This is a genomic window from Streptomyces sp. NPDC050988, from assembly GCF_044456225.1.
In the GTDB taxonomy this organism is placed as follows: Bacteria; Actinomycetota; Actinomycetes; order Streptomycetales; family Streptomycetaceae; genus Streptomyces.
Genome location: NZ_JBITFQ010000023.1, coordinates 1 through 14,496 on the forward strand (window position 1 = coordinate 1; position 14,496 = coordinate 14,496).

The 14,496-nt window shown below is 70.8% G+C and carries 10 protein-coding genes, 1 pseudogene and 1 riboswitch; of the genes and pseudogenes, 6 read left to right on the top strand and 5 right to left on the bottom strand.

The genetic code is table 11. The features are described from left to right. Nucleotides 1-412: 412 nt before the first annotated feature. Complete coding sequence (locus ACIBEI_RS34705) at nt 413-703, bottom strand: hypothetical protein (protein ID WP_398894330.1); 291 nt, start codon at nt 701-703, stop codon at nt 413-415. Between the two features lie 187 nt (nt 704-890). Here ACIBEI_RS34705 and ACIBEI_RS34710 point away from each other — a divergent pair. Beyond that, nucleotides 891-1,070: pseudogene (locus ACIBEI_RS34710) on the top strand (CorA family divalent cation transporter); the annotation flags it as partial. Between the two features lie 154 nt (nt 1,071-1,224). Here the strand turns inward: ACIBEI_RS34710 and ACIBEI_RS34715 are convergent. Further along, on the bottom strand, nt 1,225-1,962 hold the full coding sequence (locus ACIBEI_RS34715; RefSeq protein ID WP_398894331.1) for a hypothetical protein: 738 nt from the start codon (nt 1,960-1,962) through the stop codon (nt 1,225-1,227). A 265-nt stretch (nt 1,963-2,227) separates the two neighbouring features. Between ACIBEI_RS34715 and ACIBEI_RS34720 the strand changes: the two genes are divergently transcribed. From ACIBEI_RS34720 to metE, 5 genes are all read left to right on the top strand, one after another. Next, complete coding sequence (locus tag ACIBEI_RS34720; protein ID WP_398894332.1) at nt 2,228-3,397, top strand: glycosyltransferase; 1,170 nt, start codon at nt 2,228-2,230, stop codon at nt 3,395-3,397. A 171-nt stretch (nt 3,398-3,568) separates the two neighbouring features. Then, nucleotides 3,569-5,374, top strand: a complete 1,806-nt coding sequence (locus ACIBEI_RS34725; protein WP_398894334.1) for a methylmalonyl-CoA mutase family protein — start codon at nt 3,569-3,571, stop codon at nt 5,372-5,374. After that, nucleotides 5,374-7,560: a methylmalonyl-CoA mutase gene (gene scpA, locus ACIBEI_RS34730; RefSeq protein ID WP_398894335.1), complete on the top strand. Its 2,187-nt coding sequence runs from the start codon at nt 5,374-5,376 to the stop codon at nt 7,558-7,560. Before ACIBEI_RS34725 ends, scpA begins: the two co-directional genes overlap by 1 nt. A 5-nt stretch (nt 7,561-7,565) precedes the next feature. Beyond that, nucleotides 7,566-8,552 (top strand): methylmalonyl Co-A mutase-associated GTPase MeaB, encoded by a 987-nt coding sequence (gene meaB, locus ACIBEI_RS34735; RefSeq protein WP_398894337.1) that lies wholly within the window; start codon nt 7,566-7,568, stop codon nt 8,550-8,552. 226 nt (nt 8,553-8,778) lie between these two features. Then, nucleotides 8,779-9,003: riboswitch (cobalamin riboswitch) on the top strand. A gap of 161 nt (nt 9,004-9,164) precedes the next feature. Further along, nucleotides 9,165-11,486: a 5-methyltetrahydropteroyltriglutamate--homocysteine S-methyltransferase gene (metE, locus tag ACIBEI_RS34740; protein ID WP_398894338.1), complete on the top strand. Its 2,322-nt coding sequence runs from the start codon at nt 9,165-9,167 to the stop codon at nt 11,484-11,486. 128 nt (nt 11,487-11,614) lie between these two features. On the opposite strand, the gene ACIBEI_RS34745 is transcribed toward metE, so the two are convergent. From ACIBEI_RS34745 to ACIBEI_RS34755, 3 genes are all read right to left on the bottom strand, one after another. Beyond that, entirely contained in the window at nt 11,615-12,301 is a 687-nt protein-coding gene (locus ACIBEI_RS34745) for a DUF4328 domain-containing protein (RefSeq protein WP_398894339.1), read from the bottom strand. A 124-nt stretch (nt 12,302-12,425) separates the two neighbouring features. Then, a complete protein-coding gene (gene bla, locus ACIBEI_RS34750; protein WP_398894473.1) occupies nt 12,426-13,301 on the bottom strand; it encodes a class A beta-lactamase in 876 nt (291 codons plus the stop codon). A 243-nt stretch (nt 13,302-13,544) separates the two neighbouring features. After that, nucleotides 13,545-14,189, bottom strand: coding sequence for a TetR/AcrR family transcriptional regulator (locus tag ACIBEI_RS34755; protein ID WP_398894340.1), 645 nt, complete (start codon nt 14,187-14,189; stop codon nt 13,545-13,547). Nucleotides 14,190-14,496 lie beyond the last annotated feature (307 nt).

The following is a 14,496-nucleotide window of genomic DNA, read 5'->3' on the forward strand; positions in this document are numbered from 1 at the left end:
ACGCGCTGGAACAACTCCCACAACTCATCCGGCACCAGCCGCTCAACGATCGAAACCACGATCGACAGGCTACCGATCCAAATGAGATGACGTCTTACTGGGGACGCAGGAGGCGTGGGCCGGGAGCCCGGTGCTGGGCAGCACCGACTGGGCCACCGTCGAGGCCAAGGGCAAGCCTCTTCGGCGGAGCTGGGCGCATTTCGCGCGGTACGGGTCGCCGAGCACCGCCGAAGTCGAATGGCCGCGATGGAATGGCGACGAGATGTCCGTCCAACGGATCAATTAGGCATCCGTACATGGGTGGACACTCCTGGCACTCGCTCGAAACCCTAAGTGGCCTGCGAAACAGACGGGTTGGCCAAGCCGAGCTTCTAGGCACCGGCAGCGAGAAGGGGCGCAGGGATTCACGGGTTCAGTGGCCGAGGTGGGGGCGCCACCGCCGGGCGCCGCGCAAGCCCTCTTCGAGGGTGGGGTGGAACCGGTCGACCGGACCGGAGTTGCGGCAGTACCAGACCGCATCCAGGCCGGGCTCCTTCGTCTCATGGCCGGCCCGGCACCGCAGCCATATCGAGTCGTCGCGCAGGCAGAAGACGATCCAGTCCTGGTACACGCCGCACCCGGGGCACGTACGAACCTCGCCGCCGATGACGTGCGGCTGCTGCCAGCGCATCATCAGCCCGGCCGCTTCCTGGCAGGACGGCACCGCACCCGCAACTCCGGCGGCGGGAGGTCACTCACCGCCGATTCCTCCGCATCCGGTGCGGGAACCGGTGTGGCCGGCTCGGGGAAGTCGCGCCACGGTTGGGTGGCCTGTAGCTGCAGCGGCAGCGCGCAGTCGGCACGCTGAGCTTCGCCGGAATGCGCGGTCCTCGCGAGCGCGTCAAAAGAACAAGATCTGTTCCTCTCTGTCAATCCTCTTCGCCCCCACCCTGGTCGGGACGATCTACGGCATGAACTTCGACGACATGCCGGAACTGGGCTGGACCTTCGGATGCCCCTTCGCGATCAGCCTGATGGGCGCGGTGTGTGTGAGCCTGTACTTCATCTTCAAGCGGCGGGACTGGCTCTGACGACCCGCGCGTATCAGCCCGTTCTCGCCCTCCGGGAGTCGGCGGCAGCACGTTGCGGAGTACGGCAGGGGGTGTCCGGCAGGTCTGTCATCGACCCGCCGGACACCCCCGTTTCACCGCGTCACCGGTCGGCGGACTCACCCGGTGAGAGCGGTCAGAGGGGAGGGGCAGGGACAGTCGTCCCGCCGTTGGTCATGCCGGGGGCCGGCCGCATGTTCACCTCGGCCCAGGCAGCGTCGCAGGTCAGGGCGGGGGTTGGCGGCCTGGGTCCCAGCGCTTGGCTGCAGAGGATCTCATAGACCCGCCCGGTTGTGGTGATGAGGTCGAACTTGAGGCGCTCACTGGTCTGGTGCTCGTTGACGGACACGCCGCAGGCGAAGCCTGTCTCTCTGCTGTTCGGGTAGTTGGTCCTGCCGCTGAGGTCGGTCCACACGAAGGGACTGGGTCGACTGCCCCGGAGGTCACGGATGCCCGCGTAGTAGATCCCGCCGGTCAGGGCGGCCCGGAGTTCGTAGTTGCCCGAGTCCTGTTCCGCGTCGATGTCGGAGCACGGTCCGGTGGGACCCCTCTCGCCATCCTCGCCGTCCTCGCCGTCCTCGCCGTCGGCTCCCGGCGGACCGGTGGGTCCGGTCGGGCCCTTCTTGCATTCGTTGCTTGCGCTGTCGCGCTCGCCCGGATAGCCCTTCTGCTTGCCCGGTCGGTCCTTGCACCAGTCTTCGGTGTGGTCGAGTGTCGTGGCCGTGTGGTCAGTCACGGTCCGCTCGGCCGCGGCGGCGGGGCCGACAAGGCCGGCTGCCATGACCAGCGCGAGGGAGGCAAGCGCGCCAACCTTCGCGATCCTGTCCCGGGCCAGCGGCCCCAGCGACGAGTTCGTCCTGCGGTCAGGACTCATCTGCATGCTCCTTGCTTCAATCGGTTCGGTGTTTCCTCCCGTTTGATCGCGAGCCTGAACCGTGCGGGCCGGGTCAACCACCGCGCTGGCCCGGACGTGTACGCAGATCAGTAAATCGGCCCAACCGCAGGCCCCGTTTGGTCTACTTTCTGCGCATTGGCAGACATTTCCGAGGTATGGGTGCCGCATAGGACGCACAACGGCCAACGAGCGGTGCTCCGGCCCCGCCCTTGGTCAGGAAGCCAACCCCGGGACCGGTGAGGCCATGAAGCAGCAGACCATCTGCCTTTGCATGATCGTCAAGAACGAGGCGCGCGTGATCGAACGCTGCCTCGCCTCTGTCCGCCCCCTGATCGACACCTGGGTGATCTCCGACACCGGCTCGACGGACGGTACGCAGGAGTTGATCCGCAAGGCGCTCGACGGCATCCCGGGCGAGCTGCACGAGGACCCCTGGGTGGACTTCGGCCACAACCGGACCCGGAACATCCAGCATGCGCGAGGCAAGGCCGACTTCCTGCTCACCATCGACGCCGACCACGTGCTGCGCCAGGACGCCCCACTGCCACGCCTGACGGCGACGTCCTATCTGCTGCGCTACGACGCTCCGGGCAAGCAGCACCGCTTCAAGCACCTGATGCGGGGCGACCGGGCTTGGCGCTACGTGGGCGTCACGCACGAGTACCCGTACACCGACGAGCCCGACGTCCAGGAGAGGCTGGACGCGCTCGTGATCGAGGATCACGCCGACGGTGGCTGCCGCGGCGACAAGTTCGAGCGGGACGCTCGTCTGCTGAGGGCCGAACTCGAGCGGGACCCCGACAACGCGCGCACTGTCTTCTACCTCGCCAACACCGAGCGCGACCTGGACCGTCCGGAGGAAGCGATCGCGCTGTACGAGCGCCGCGCCGGGATGGGCGGCTGGACCGAGGAGGTCTACTGCTCCCTGCTCGAGGCCGGCCGCCTCAAAGCCGAGAAGACAGGTGACTGGCCCGGAGCAATGGACTCGTTCTCCCGCGCCTGGGAGTCACGTCCGCAGCGGCTTGAGGCGTGCTACGAACTTGCCTCGCGTCTCCGCCGCCAGGGCCGCTATCACACGGCGCACGCCATCCTCTGCAACGCCGTCGACAGACCGGAACCGGATGACCTCCTCTTCACCAAGAGGTGGGTGTACCGCTGGGGTCTGCTCTTCGAGTTCTCGATCACGGCCTACTGGGTGGGTGACCACGCGGCCTCGCTCCAGGCTTGCGACCGGCTGTTGGCCATGCCGGACCTGCCTGAGCGAATCCGCAGCCAGACAGCCGTGAACCGCGAGTTCTCGGTCCGGCACATCGCCGCCCTCCCCGGACCGTCCTCCGCCACGAGCCGCCCGAAGACCTCCCGGGCCAGGAAGTCACCCCGCACCTCGGGCGCCGCCAAGGCCAGAAGGAAATGACGGGGGCAGGGAGAAGCGGAGGAGAAGCCTCCCGCCACAGGACACGAGGGCGTACGTGCCGCCGTGGCCCGTAGTACGAACCCGACCCAAGGTTCAAGACAACCCCTGGGAGGTCAAGGTCACAGCGGGTTCCTCTGCTGCTCACCTGTGGATCTGACCTAGCATCCGAGCATGACGGTCCTGCCTGACGACGGGCTCTCGCTGGCCGCCGAGTTCCCTGACGCGACCCATGAGCAGTGGCAACGCCTCGTGGCGGGCGTACTGCGCAAGTCGGGCAAGGAAGTCTCGGACGACGCAGCTGAGGACGCCCTGTCCACCACGCTCGAGGACGGGCTGCGCGCCCGGCCCCTCTACAGCGCACACGACTCCGCGCCTGATCCCGGCCTGCCCGGTTTCGCCCCCTTCACCAGGGGCGGCCGTGCCGAGGGCAACACCCTCGGCGGCTGGGACGTACGGCAGCGGCACACGGCCGCCGACAACTGCGCGGTCCTCGCCGACCTGGAGAACGGGGTCGCCTCGCTGTGGCTGGCCGTCGGCGCGGGTGGCTTCCCCGTGTCGTCGCTGGGCCCGGTTCTCGACGGCGTCTACCTCGATCTGGCACCGGTTGTCCTGGAGGCGGGCCGTGAAGTCGAGCCCGCCGCACGGGAGTTGCTGCGGATCTACGAGGAGCGGGGTGTCGCACGCGATGCCGCCCGGGGCAACCTCGGCGCCGACCCCCTGGGCCATGAGGCCCGTACGGGGGACGACGGATTCGACTTCGCGCCCGTCGCCGCTCTCGCGCGGCTGTGCGCCGAGGAGTATCCGGGGCTGCGGGCGCTGACGGTCGACGCGTTGCCGTACCACGAGGCCGGCGGGTCCGCGGCCCAGGAGCTGGGCTCCTCGCTGGCGACCGGTGTCGCCTATCTGCGGGAGCTGACCGGGGCGGGGCTGAGCGTCGAACAGGCCGCCGCCCAGCTGGAGTTCAGGTACGCGGCCACCGCCGACCAGTTCCTGACCATCGCCAAGCTGCGCGCGGCGCGCAGGCTCTGGGCCCGGGTCGCCGAGGTCTGCGGGGCGCCGGGCGGGCAGGTGCAGCACGCGGTGACCTCGCCGGTGATGATGAGCCGCCGGGACCCGTGGGTGAACATGCTGCGTGCGACGGTCGCCACGCTGGCCGCCGGAGTGGGCGGTGCCGAGTCCGTCACCGTGCTGCCCTTCGACCACGCCATCGGCCTGCCGGACGCGTTCGCACGCCGGATCGCCCGCAACACCTCGACGATCCTGGTCGAGGAGTCTCATCTCGCCCGGGTGATCGACCCGGCGGGCGGCTCCTGGTACGTGGAGCGCCTCACCGACGAACTCGCCCACGCGGGCTGGGAGTTCTTCCAGTCCATCGAGCGGGCGGGTGGCCAGGCGGCCGCCCTGCGGTCGGGTCTCGTCGGCGAGGAGCTGGCCGCCACCTGGGCGGCCCGCAGCGCGAAGCTGGCCAAGCGGCGTGAACCCGTCACCGGGGTCAGCGAGTTCCCGCACCTCGCCGAGCGGACGGTGGCACGCGAGCCCGCGCCCGAGCCGCCGTCCGGCGGACTCCCCCGGGTGCGCCGCGACGAGGCGTACGAGAATCTGCGCGCCCGCTCCGACGCCCACCTCGCTGCCACGGGCATCCGGCCGCGGATCTTCCTGGCCGCCCTCGGACCGGCCGCCGCCCACACCGCCCGCCTCACCTTCGCCTCCAACCTGTTCCAGGCCGGCGGCATCGAACCCGTCACCGACGGCACGTTCGAGGACAGCGGGGCCACCGAGGCCTGCCTGTGCTCCAGTGACGCGCTGTACGAGGAGCAGGCCGAGGAGGTCACCGCGTCCCTCAAGTCGGCGGGCGCCGCGCAGGTGTTCCTCGCCGGGCGTCCTGGGCAGTACCCCGGTGTCGACGCCTACGTCTTCGCGGGCTGTGACGCCGTAGCCGTGCTCTCCGCCACCCTCGACCGCATGGGAGTGTCCTGATGAAACCGACGGGACCGATCCCCGACTTCTCCGGGATCGAGCTGGGGGTCCCGGCCGTGGACGGCGGCCCCGACGAGTGGCGCGACGCCGTCAAGAAGGCGGCCGGCGGCGACGACCTCCTCTGGGAGACCCCGGAGGGCATCGCGGTCAAGCCGCTCTACACCGGGCAGGACCTGGAGGGCCTGGACTTCCTGGGCACGTACCCGGGTGTCGCCCCGTATCTGCGCGGCCCGTACCCGACGATGTACGTCAACCAGCCCTGGACGATCCGCCAGTACGCGGGCTTCTCCACGGCCGAGGAGTCCAACGCCTTCTACCGGCGCAACCTCGCGGCCGGCCAGAAGGGTCTGTCCGTCGCCTTCGACCTGCCCACGCACCGGGGTTACGACAGCGACCACCCGCGCGTGACCGGTGACGTCGGCATGGCGGGTGTCGCCATCGACTCCATCTACGACATGCGGCAGTTGTTCGACGGGATCCCGCTCGACAAGATGACCGTGTCGATGACCATGAACGGGGCTGTACTGCCCGTTCTGGCGCTCTACATCGTCGCCGCCGAGGAACAGGGCGTGCCGCCCGAGAAGTTGGCCGGGACCATCCAGAACGACATCCTCAAGGAGTTCATGGTCCGCAACACCTACATCTATCCGCCGAAGCCGTCGATGCGGATCATCTCCGACATCTTCGCCTTCACCTCGCAGCGGATGCCCCGCTACAACTCGATCTCCATCTCCGGCTATCACATCCAAGAGGCGGGCGCGACGGCCGACTTGGAGCTGGCGTACACGCTCGCCGACGGCGTGGAGTACATCCGGGCGGGCCGGGACGCGGGGATGGACGTGGACGCTTTCGCGCCCCGGCTGTCCTTCTTCTGGGCGATCGGCATGAACTTCTTCATGGAGATCGCGAAGATGCGGGCCGCGCGGCTGCTGTGGGCCAAGCTGGTCAGGCAGTTCGATCCGCAGAACGCCAAGTCCCTTTCCCTGCGCACCCATTCGCAGACCTCGGGCTGGTCGCTGACCGCGCAGGACGTCTTCAACAACGTGACGCGTACGTGCGTGGAGGCGATGGCCGCCACCCAGGGCCACACCCAGTCGCTGCACACCAACGCCCTCGACGAGGCGCTCGCCCTGCCCACCGACTTCTCCGCACGCATCGCCCGCAACACCCAGCTGCTGATCCAGCAGGAGTCCGGGACCACGCGAGTGATCGACCCGTGGGGCGGCAGCGCGTACATCGAGAAGCTGACGTACGACCTCGCGCGCCGGGCCTGGCAGCACATCGAGGAGGTCGAGGCGGCGGGCGGCATGGCCAAGGCCATCGACGCGGGCATCCCCAAGCTGCGCATCGAGGAGGCCGCGGCCCGCACCCAGGCCCGAATCGACTCCGGGCGCCAGCCGGTGATCGGAGTCAACAAGTACCGCGTGGAGACCGACGAGCAGATCGACGTCCTCAAGGTCGACAACTCCTCCGTACGCACCCAGCAGATCGAGAAGCTGCGGCGGCTGCGCGCGGAGCGCGACGAGCGGGCCTGCCAGGACACGCTGGAGGCCCTGACCCGGGCGGCGGGCGGTGAGGGCAACCTGCTGGAGCTGGCCGTGAACGCGGCCCGCGCGAAGGCCACCGTCGGGGAGATCTCCGACGCCCTGGAGAAGGTGTACGGGCGGCACGCGAGCCAGATCCGTACGATCTCCGGTGTGTACCGCAACGAAGCCGGCGCGTCCCCGTCCGTCGAGCGCACGCGCACGCTGGTGGAGTCCTTCGAGGAGGCCGAGGGGCGCCGCCCGCGCATCCTGGTCGCCAAGATGGGCCAGGACGGGCACGACCGCGGCCAGAAGGTGATCGCGACCGCCTTCGCCGACCTCGGCTTCGACGTGGACGTCGGCCCGCTGTTCCAGACGCCGGGTGAAGTGGCCCGCCAGGCCGTCGAGGCGGACGTGCACATCGTCGGCGTCTCCTCGCTGGCCGCCGGGCACCTGACCCTCGTACCGGCGCTGCGGGAGCAGCTCGCCGAGGAGGGGCGCGAGGACATCATGATCGTGGTCGGCGGGGTGATTCCGCCGCAGGACGTGCCCACGCTGATCGAGATGGGCGCCGCGGCCGTCTTCCCGCCCGGGACGGTGATCCCGGACGCGGCGTACGACCTGGTCGAGCGCCTGACCACCGACCTCGGCCACGGCCTCTGAGCCCCATGGCGATCGACCTCGACACCTATGTGAAGGGCGTGCTCGACGGGAAGCGGGCGCTGGTGGCGCGTGCCATCACGCTCGTGGAGTCGACGAGGCCCCAACACCGGGCGATGGCACAGGAGTTGCTGACCGAGCTGCTGCCGCACAGCGGGAAGGCGCGGCGGATCGGCATCAGCGGTGTGCCGGGCGTGGGCAAGTCGACGTTCATCGACGCGTTCGGGACGCTGCTCACCTCGCTCGGGTACCGGGTGGCGGTGCTCGCCGTCGACCCGTCGTCGAGCCGGACGGGCGGGTCCATCCTCGGCGACAAGACACGCATGGAACGCCTGGCCGTCGACCCGGCGGCCTTCATCCGGCCCTCCCCCACCGCCGGGACGCTCGGCGGAGTCGCGAAGGCGACCCGGGAGTCGATCGTGGTGATGGAGGCGGCGGGCTACGACGTCGTCCTGGTCGAGACGGTCGGCGTCGGCCAGTCCGAGACCGCCGTCGCGAACATGGTCGACTCCTTCCTGCTCCTGACCCTCGCCCGGACCGGGGACCAGTTGCAGGGCATCAAGAAGGGTGTCCTGGAGCTGGCGGACGTGATCGCCGTCAACAAGGCGGACGGACCCCACGAGCGTGAAGCCCGGGGCGCGGCAAGGGAGTTGGCGGGCGCTCTGCGGCTGATGCATCCCGCCGATACCGCCTGGACGCCACCGGTGCTGAGTTGCAGCGCCCGTGAGTCGACCGGCCTCGACACGGTCTGGGAGCGCCTCGAACAGCACCGCGCGCTCCTCGACTCGACCGGCCGCCTCGCCGCCAAGCGCCGTGACCAGCAGGTCGACTGGACCTGGACGATGGTGCGCGACGAACTCCTCGGCCGCCTGCACGCCGACCCCGCCGTACGAGCTCTCGGACCCGACCTCGAACAGCGGGTCAGGGACGGCGAGTTGACGGCCACGCTCGCCGCCGAGCGCATTCTGCGGGCGTTCGGCGGCGATACGGACTGAGCCGCCGGACCGGGCCGGGCTGAGCGGCACCGGGTCGGAGTGGGAAGTGCGCAACGCGTGTTCACTCCGGCCGGTGCGCCACCGGCTGAGGGGCCGGTGGCCGTTGGGGGACCAGGGCGGGCGGCGCCACAGGAGTGGGGCGGTACCCGCCCGGTTCACCTGGGCGGTGTCTCGTACGACCGTCCGGCATATGGGCAAAGTTCCGCGTCGCGCGGCCGCGCCCCCTAGGCTGGCCGGTGCAGCTGGTTCGCCCCGTCCGCCAGGCGGGATGCGTCGCAAGAGGGAACCCGGTGGGAATCCGGGACTGCCCCGCAGCGGTGAGCGAGAACGACCGCCGTCATACGCACTGGGCCCCGAGAAGCGGGACCTGGGAAGCGACGGCCAGTAGGTGTCCTCCGTACGGAGGACGTGCTCGCGAGTCCGAAGACCTGCCATCTGCCCGTACGTGACCGATCGCGTACGGACATCCCGATGACCTCGTGGGCGGGTCGGCGTACATATCCGGTGGACGACCGCGCCTTGCCGCGCGAGGTTCCTCGGCCGGGTTCGTCACCCCTTCGCGCTCACGTCCGTCCCGGGATCTCAGGGAGACATCTCGCGAAGGAGAGTTCCGTGACATCGAAGTCCGCAGCCGCGGCGGCACGGGCCACCGTGTACGGCTACCCCCGTCAGGGCAGTGGCCGGGAACTGAAGAAGGCGATCGAGAGGTACTGGAAGGGCCGCGTCGACGCCGACGCCCTCCGGGCCACCGCCGCCGAACTGCGCCGCACCAACTGGCGGCAGCTGGCCGAGGCAGGCATCCACGAAGTGCCGACCGGCGACTTCTCGTACTACGACCATGTCCTGGACACCAGCGTCATGGTCGGCGCGATCCCCGGGCGCCACCGCGCCGCAGTCCAGGCCGACGCGCTCGACGGCTACTTCGCGATGGCCCGCGGCACGCAGGACGTGGCGCCGCTGGAGATGACGAAGTGGTTCGACACCAACTACCACTATCTGGTGCCGGAGTTGGGTCCGGACACCGTCTTCACGGCCGACTCCGCCAAGCAGGTCGCCGAGCTACGCGAAGCCCTCGCCCTCGGCCTCACCGCCCGGCCGGTCCTCGTCGGACCCGTCACCTACCTCCTGCTCGCCAAGCCCGCGCCCGGTGTGGCCGCCGACTTCGACCCGCTGACCCTGCTGGACCGGCTCCTGCCGGTGTACGCCGAGGTCCTCTCCGACCTGCGGGCGGCGGGCGCGGAGTGGGTGCAGCTCGACGAACCGGCCCTGGTCCAGGACCGTACGCCCGCCGAACTCAACGCGGCCACGCGCGCCTACCGCAACCTCGGCGCGCTCACCGAGCGTCCGAAGCTGCTGGTCGCCTCCTACTTCGACCGGCTCGGCGACGCGCTGCCGGTGCTGGCCAAGGCCCCGGTAGAGGGTCTCGCCCTCGACTTCACCGAGGCGGCCGCCGCCAACCTGGACGCGCTCGCCACCGTGGGCGGGCTGCCCGGCAAGCGCCTGATCGCGGGCGTGGTCAACGGCCGCAACATCTGGGTCAACGACCTCACCAAGTCCCTCGCCACGCTCGGCACCCTGCTCGGGCTGGCCGACCGGGTCGACGTGGCCGCGTCCTGCTCGCTGCTCCATGTGCCGCTCGACGCGACCGCCGAACGGGACATCGAGCCCCAGATCCTGCGCTGGCTCGCCTTCGCCCGGCAGAAGACGGCCGAGATCGTCACCCTCGCCAAGGGACTCGCCCAGGGCACGGGATCGATCACCGGCGAACTCGCCGCCAACCGGGCCGCCCTGGCCTCCCGCGCGAACTCGCCCATCACCCGCGACCCGGCCGTACGGGCGCGGGTCGGTGCGGTCACGGACGCCAACTGCCGCCGCTCCCAGCCGTACGGCGAACGCGCCGCCGCGCAGCGCGCCCACCTGGGTCTGCCCCTCCTCCCGACCACCACCATCGGCTCCTTCCCGCAGACCGCCGAACTGCGCGTCGCCCGCGCCGACCTGCGCGCCGGGCGCATCGACACGGCCGGCTACGAGGAGCGCATCAGGGCCGAGATCCAGGAGGTGATCTCCTTCCAGGAGAAGACCGGCCTGGACGTCCTCGTGCACGGCGAGGCCGAACGCAACGACATGGTCCAGTACTTCGCCGAGCAGCTGACGGGCTATCTCGCCACGCAGCACGGCTGGGTCCAGTCGTACGGCACCCGTTACGTCCGTCCGCCGATCCTGGCCGGCGACATCTCCCGCCCCGAGCCGATGACCGTGCGCTGGACGACGTACGCCCAGTCGCTAACCCCGCGCCCCGTCAAGGGCATGCTCACGGGGCCGGTCACCATGCTCGCCTGGTCCTTCGTCCGCGACGACCAGCCGCTCGGCGACACCGCCCGCCAGGTGGCCCTCGCCCTGCGCGACGAGGTCAACGACCTTGAGACGGCCGGGACTTCGGTCATCCAGGTCGACGAACCCGCGCTGCGCGAGACCCTGCCGCTGCGCGCCGCCGACCGCCCCGGCTATCTGGCGTGGGCCACCGAGGCGTTCCGGCTCACCACCGCCGGGGTCCGGCCGGACACCCAGATCCACACCCACATGTGCTACGCCGAGTTCGGCGACATCGTCCAGGCGATCGACGATCTCGACGCGGACGTCATCAGCCTGGAGGCCGCCCGCTCCCACATGCAGGTCGCCCGCGAACTGGCCGCCCACGGCTATCCGCGCGAGGCCGGGCCCGGTGTCTACGACATCCACTCCCCGCGCGTGCCGAGCACGGACGAGGCGGCCGCCCTGCTGCGCAAGGGACTTGAGGCCATCCCGGCCGAACGGCTCTGGGTCAACCCCGACTGCGGCCTGAAGACCCGAGGCTGGCCCGAGACCCGAGCCTCCCTGGACAACCTGGTCGCGGCAGCGCACGCGGTACGCGCCGAACTGCCCACCACTGACTGATCCGACTCATCCGATCCGAACGACCGCCGGCCGGCCGGGGACATCCGTGTCCCCGGCCGTCACGTCGGCACGTCGGCACGTCGGCACGTCGGCACGTCGGCACGTCGGAGGGTCAGCCGGTCGGAGGGTCAGCCGGTCGGCAGCCGGGCGGCGCCGTGCCCCGGAGGCGCGTCCCTCCCTGCCTCCTGCGCCGCGGTGAGCGCGCGGACGACGAACACGCATGCCACGGCCGCACCCACGACGGCCGCGTCGGCCGCCATAAGCAGGTGTACATCCGTGTAGGCACGCGCGATGACCTCGTCCGTGGAGTCCGCGTACATCAGCCCCACCCCGCTCAGCATCCCGGCCAGCCACAGACCCCACCACCAGTTCACGGCACGTGGCAGCCGCGCCCCCGGGGCGCTCGCCCGGTGGATGTCCGCGACGATTCCGCGGGGTATCCACAGGTTCGCGACTGGCACGATCCAGCCCGCGTACACCCATGGCCAGGCGTATCGCGGCGGTCGTCCCGACAGGACGTGCGCGTTGTCCCGCACGCGCCACAGCCATGCCAGGAACGCGATCGCGCAGAGCACCGTGGCACCGTCCCCCAGGGAACCGACGATGTGGTAGCCGTCCTCCAGTGCGGTCAGCGGGCGGTGCTGCCCGTCACCCTGGTCCGGTGGCCCTGAGGCCGGCAGCCCGGTCGCGGCGAGGCGGAGCTGCCACACGGCACGGGCCGCCCACGCGATGCCGGCCAGCACCAGGGCGGCGACGGCGATACGAGCGCTTCCCCGCACCGGAGTCAGTGCGGGCAGGGCTGTGTGATCTTTCATCGGGCCATCCTTGCGCAGGCGGGGCCCGCGTCCGACGGACGGGGGTCACGCACCTCGGGAACCGGGCGAGGAGCGTCGGCGACGCACGGCCGCCGGAGGCGAGTTGCGCGTCTCCCCTGCCCCGTCAGGTGAGTTCCGCCGCCACCAGTGCGGCCGCCCTGGCGACCAGCGGGTTCTCCGTGGGTCCTTCGGCGGCGTGCTTGGTCGACAGGACGGCCAGCACCAGGGGCGGACGGCCGGGAGGCCACACGACGCCGACGTCGTTGGCGACCCCGTACGACGGGCCGCCGCCGGTCTTGTCCGCGAGGGTCCAGTCGCTGGGCAGGCCGGCGCGGAAGCGCTCGATGTTGGTGGTGTTGGCGATCAGCCACCCGGTCAGCCGTTCGCGGTCCTCGGCCGGGAGCGCCCTGCCGATCACGAGCCGCGCGCTGGTCTGCCCGATGGCGCGCGGGCTGGTGGTGTCGGTCCTCCGCCAGGGTTCCGCCGAGTTCAGCTGGGGCTCCCACCGGTCGAGCCGGGTGATCCTGTCCCCGGCCGAACGGGCGAACCGAGTGATCGCGGTCGGTCCACCCAGCTCGCGCAGGAGGAGGTTCGCGGCGCCGTTGTCGCTCTGGGAGACGGCGGCGGAGCACAGCTCCTCGACCGTCAGACCGTTCGCGACGTTCTCGTCCGTGCTCGTGATCGGGGCGTAGCCCGCGGCCGTGACGTACTTCTTGGTGTACCGGATGCGCCGGGCCAGGAACTCGCCGTCGCGGTCGAGGTCTCTCAGGACGGCCGCGGCCGTGAGCATCTTGAACACCGAGCACATCGGGAAGCGTTCGTCGGCGCGGTAGGCCACGGTCCGGCCGGTGGCCGTGTCGTGGGCGAAGATCCCGAGGCGCGCGGAGTACTCCCGCTCCAGGTCAGCCAGCTGTCCGGCGAGACGCTCTCCGCCGGCGCCCGAGGCGTGCGCCGCGGTCGGGACGGCGACCGCGAGCGCCGCTCCGGCACCCAGGGCCAGTGCCGTGCGGCGGCTCGGGCGCGAGCTGAAGCGGGCGGCACGAGGGCCGGGACCGAAACTGGAGCTGGAACCGGTGCTGGAACTGGAGCTGGAACTGGAGCTGGGACCGGAGCGGGATCCTGTGGTGTCCAAGGCCGTACTTCCTGTTCGTGCGGGCGGGACGTTCCTTCCGATGATCAAGACGCCACGACACGACGAACCGGTTGCCCCACACCCCATACGTCCCTTACGCCACATACGCCTCTACGCGTCGGCGGCCTCGGCGCGTTCCTCCGACGCCACGCTCTCGACGACCGCGGACGCCTCCTTCTCCGGTACGCCCGCAGCAACCAGCGTGGCGATGGCGGTCCGTGTCCCGTCGTCCTCCCACGCCCCCGTGTTGACGCTTTCGAGCAGGGAGATGGCGAGGGCCTCCAGGCCGGAACTGAGGACCACCGCCGGCAGGTGATCGTGGAACACACCCGCGCGCTGCCCTCGTTCGAGGACGGCCGTCGCCACGTCCCGGGCCGGGGCCAGCACCTCGGACACCCGCTCCACTCCAAGATCCTGGCGGGCGAGTGCCAGGAGCAGCCGGTACCGGTCTCCCACCGACCAGATCGCCAGAACGAACCGCGCGAACGCACGATCTGGTGCCTCAGCCGCGTCCGGCAAGCCGGCCACGACGCCGCGCAGGGCCTCGGACGCCTCCTCCGCGAGAGCGTCCAGCAGGGCCGCGCGCCCCGGGAAGTGCCCGAAGAGCGTACGGCGGACCACGCCGGCCGCCCGCGCGATCTCCTCCAGGGTGACGTCAGGGTTCCGCCCGAACTCCTGTCGGGCGGTGGCGAGGATGCGGGCCCGGTTGGAACGCGAATTGCTTCGCAACGGCTCACGGACCACGGGCTTGGGCACGGCACGACCTCGCGGGTGCAGGGGGTGAAAGGGCATTCCGATTCTCCCACGGTGGAGGACCACGGCTCCTGGGCCTGCCCGGACCCGTTCGTCGGGCGAGGTCGGGGTGGCCGCCGGGCGGGGTCGGGGAGAGTGGCCGCCGGGCGATCGTCGGCCGGTCCGGCCGTTCATGAGATGGGCGGTACCGGGCGTCCCCTCCCGGCACCGCCCGGGGCGTGCGCCGCTCGGGCACGCCCCGTCATGGGTGAAGGCAGGCCGGACCCGAGGTCCGGCCTCCTTGTGGCCGGCTCCGTCGGGAACCGACCCC

What these genes read in the sequence shown, in the direction of transcription:
- ACIBEI_RS34715 (WP_398894331.1), bottom strand. Translation starts at nt 1,962, where the DNA reads ATGAGTCCTGACCGCAGGACGAACTCGTCGCTGGGGCCGCTGGCCCGG.
- ACIBEI_RS34745 (WP_398894339.1), bottom strand. Translation starts at nt 12,301, where the DNA reads ATGAAAGATCACACAGCCCTGCCCGCACTGACTCCGGTGCGGGGAAGC.
- ACIBEI_RS34720 (WP_398894332.1), top strand. Translation starts at nt 2,228, where the DNA reads ATGAAGCAGCAGACCATCTGCCTTTGCATGATCGTCAAGAACGAGGCG.
- scpA (WP_398894335.1), top strand. Translation starts at nt 5,374, where the DNA reads ATGAAACCGACGGGACCGATCCCCGACTTCTCCGGGATCGAGCTGGGG.
- ACIBEI_RS34725 (WP_398894334.1), top strand. Translation starts at nt 3,569, where the DNA reads ATGACGGTCCTGCCTGACGACGGGCTCTCGCTGGCCGCCGAGTTCCCT.
- meaB (WP_398894337.1), top strand. Translation starts at nt 7,566, where the DNA reads ATGGCGATCGACCTCGACACCTATGTGAAGGGCGTGCTCGACGGGAAG.